The organism is Streptomyces phyllanthi, from assembly GCF_009377205.1.
GTDB lineage: Bacteria > Actinomycetota > Actinomycetes > Streptomycetales > Streptomycetaceae > Streptomyces > Streptomyces phyllanthi.
Genome location: NZ_VJZE01000801.1, coordinates 1 through 2,289, shown reverse-complemented (window position 1 = coordinate 2,289; position 2,289 = coordinate 1). Strand labels below are relative to the sequence as shown.

Below are 2,289 nucleotides of genomic sequence, written 5' to 3'. Positions count from 1 at the left end.
GGCCAGGGGCAGGGGGACGGCGGGCGCGGCGCTACGGCACCGTGAGGACCACTACGGCAGGGTGAGGATGTCGGCCCCCGTGTCCGTCACGACCAGCGTGTGCTCGAACTGGGCGGTCCGCTTCCGGTCCTTGGTCACGACCGTCCAGCCGTCGTCCCACATGTCGTACTCGTGCGTCCCCAGCGTGAGCATCGGCTCGATCGTGAACGTCATCCCCGGCTGCATGACGGTCGTCGCGTGCGGACTGTCGTAGTGCGGGATGATCAGCCCGGAGTGGAAGGACGAGTTGATCCCGTGCCCGGTGAAGTCCCGTACGACGCCGTACCCGAAGCGCTTGGCGTACGACTCGATGACACGCCCGATGATGTTGATCTGGCGCCCCGGCCTGACGGCCTTGATGGCCCGGTTGAGGGACTCGCGGGTGCGCTCCACCAGCAGCCGGGACTCCTCGTCGACGTCCCCGACGAGGTACGTGGCGTTGTTGTCGCCGTGGACGCCGCCGATGTAGGCCGTCACGTCGAGGTTGATGATGTCGCCGTCGCGCAGGACCGTGGAGTCGGGGATCCCGTGGCAGATCACCTCGTTGAGCGAGGTGCACAGCGATTTGGGGAACCCGCGGTAGCCGAGGGTCGACGGATAGGCCCCGTGGTCGCACATGTACTCGTGCGCGACCCGGTCCAGCTCGTCCGTCGTCACCCCGGGCGCGATGAGCTTCGCGGCCTCCTCCATCGCCCGCGCCGCGATCCGCCCCGCGACCCGCATCGCCTCGATCGTCTCGGGCGTCTGGATCTCCGGGCCGGTGTACGGAGTGGGGGCGGACTTGCCCACGTACTCGGGTCGGCGGACGTGTCCCGGGACGGTACGGGTGGGGGAGAGCTTCCCCGGTGCGAGCAGCGACTGGGCAGACATGTCAGCGAGTTTAACCAGCGGGTGTGGGGGACGATGTCCCTGGCGAAAGGAGCCGTGAGTCATGGCCCTGTTCAAGAAGCGCAAGCCGGCCGGGAAGCCGGGTGAGTGGTACTACTGCCTGGAACACAAGAAGGTCGAGGAGGGGCCCGAGTGCCCCGGCAAGGACCGGATGGGGCCCTACGGCTCCCCGGACGAGGCCGCCCGAGCGATGGAGACGGCCCGCGAGCGCAACGTCGAATGGGAGACGGACCCGCGCTGGAACCCGCCACGGGACACGGCCGGCTGAGCCGGTAACCGCCGCCTGTGGAGCCTTAGGAGCACCACGAGCCCCTGCACGTGGACGTCCCGTGTGCAGGGGCTCGCGCATGTGTGCCACCTGCCGGGCCGAGTGGATCTCCTGGCGGGTGGTGGATGCCGCTGGAAGAGAAAGAATGAGGTCAGACCTGTCCCTCAAGGAGGTCTTCCATGCCTGAGCTGCCAGACGTCGAGGGATTCCGGAAGGTGCTCGAGTCCTGTGCGAAGGGCAGGGTCGTCCGGCGTGTCGACGTGCGCGACACCGGCGTACTGCACGGCGTGAGCGCGCGGCGGCTGCGGGACGCGCTGGAGGGGCGGCGGTTCACCGGGACGGAGCGGCACGGGAAGTGGCTGCTCGCCCGCACCGGCGGCCCCACCCTGATGCTGCACTTCGGCATGACCGGTCGGCTGGTCTGCGCCCGTCCCGACGACGCGGTCGAAGCCCACGACCGCGTCCTGTTCACCGTGAGCGGCGAGCGTCAGCTCCGCTACCGCGACCAGCGCAAGCTCCAGGGCCTCTGGCTGCCCGACGACGACTTCGAGGTGGCGAGGATGCTGGACCGCCAGGGGCCCGACGCGATGGCGGTGGAGCGTGCGGACTTCGAGGCCGCGCTCTCCTCACGCCGCGGCAGCGTCAAGACCGTCCTCACCGACCAGACCGTCCTCGCCGGACTCGGCAATCTGCTCGCGGACGAGGTCCTGTGGCGTGCGAGGCTGCGTCCCGGCAGCCGGGCGGGCGATCTCACCGAGGCCGACCGCCGTCGCCTGTACACACAGATGCGCCGCACCCTGCGTTCCGCGGTCGCCGCCGGCTGCGTCCCGCCACGGGACTCCTGGCTCACCGGTCACCGCGACGACCCCGCCCCGACCTGCCCGCGCTGCGGTGATCCCCTGCGCCGGACCCGTATGGCAGGCCGCAGCACGGTGTGGTGCCCCCGGTGCCAGCCGGACGGGTCCTGAGAGCCTGTGTCATATCCCCGGCCGGGCGCGCGACGCCTGGCACGCACGCTCGCCGCGTTGCCGAAACGCCCACGTGACTCCTCCCCCACTCTCGGCTTCGCTCGAGCGGGGGGACCCCCATCGAGG

3 protein-coding genes are annotated in these 2,289 nt (G+C 70.4%); 2 read left to right on the top strand and 1 reads right to left on the bottom strand.

Annotation, left to right across the window (positions count from 1 at the left end):
* Nucleotides 1-51 precede the first annotated feature (51 nt).
* Nucleotides 52-909: a type I methionyl aminopeptidase gene (gene map / locus FNH04_RS45015; RefSeq protein ID WP_152792003.1), complete on the bottom strand. Its 858-nt coding sequence runs from the start codon at nt 907-909 to the stop codon at nt 52-54.
* A gap of 61 nt (nt 910-970) precedes the next feature.
* Here map and FNH04_RS45010 point away from each other — a divergent pair, with 61 nt between their 5' ends.
* Both FNH04_RS45010 and FNH04_RS45005 read left to right on the top strand, forming a co-directional pair.
* Nucleotides 971-1,195, top strand: a complete 225-nt coding sequence (locus tag FNH04_RS45010) for a hypothetical protein (protein WP_152792002.1) — start codon at nt 971-973, stop codon at nt 1,193-1,195.
* Nucleotides 1,196-1,374: 179 nt separating this feature from the next.
* Nucleotides 1,375-2,163, top strand: coding sequence for an Fpg/Nei family DNA glycosylase (locus FNH04_RS45005; RefSeq protein WP_152792001.1), 789 nt, complete (start codon nt 1,375-1,377; stop codon nt 2,161-2,163).
* The last annotated feature ends 126 nt before the right edge of the window (nt 2,164-2,289 follow it).

Excerpts from the sequence above, each read along its gene's own strand:
- map (WP_152792003.1), bottom strand. The coding sequence starts at position 909 with ATGTCTGCCCAGTCGCTGCTCGCACCGGGGAAGCTCTCCCCCACCCGT.
- FNH04_RS45010 (WP_152792002.1), top strand. The coding sequence starts at position 971 with ATGGCCCTGTTCAAGAAGCGCAAGCCGGCCGGGAAGCCGGGTGAGTGG.
- FNH04_RS45005 (WP_152792001.1), top strand. The coding sequence starts at position 1,375 with ATGCCTGAGCTGCCAGACGTCGAGGGATTCCGGAAGGTGCTCGAGTCC.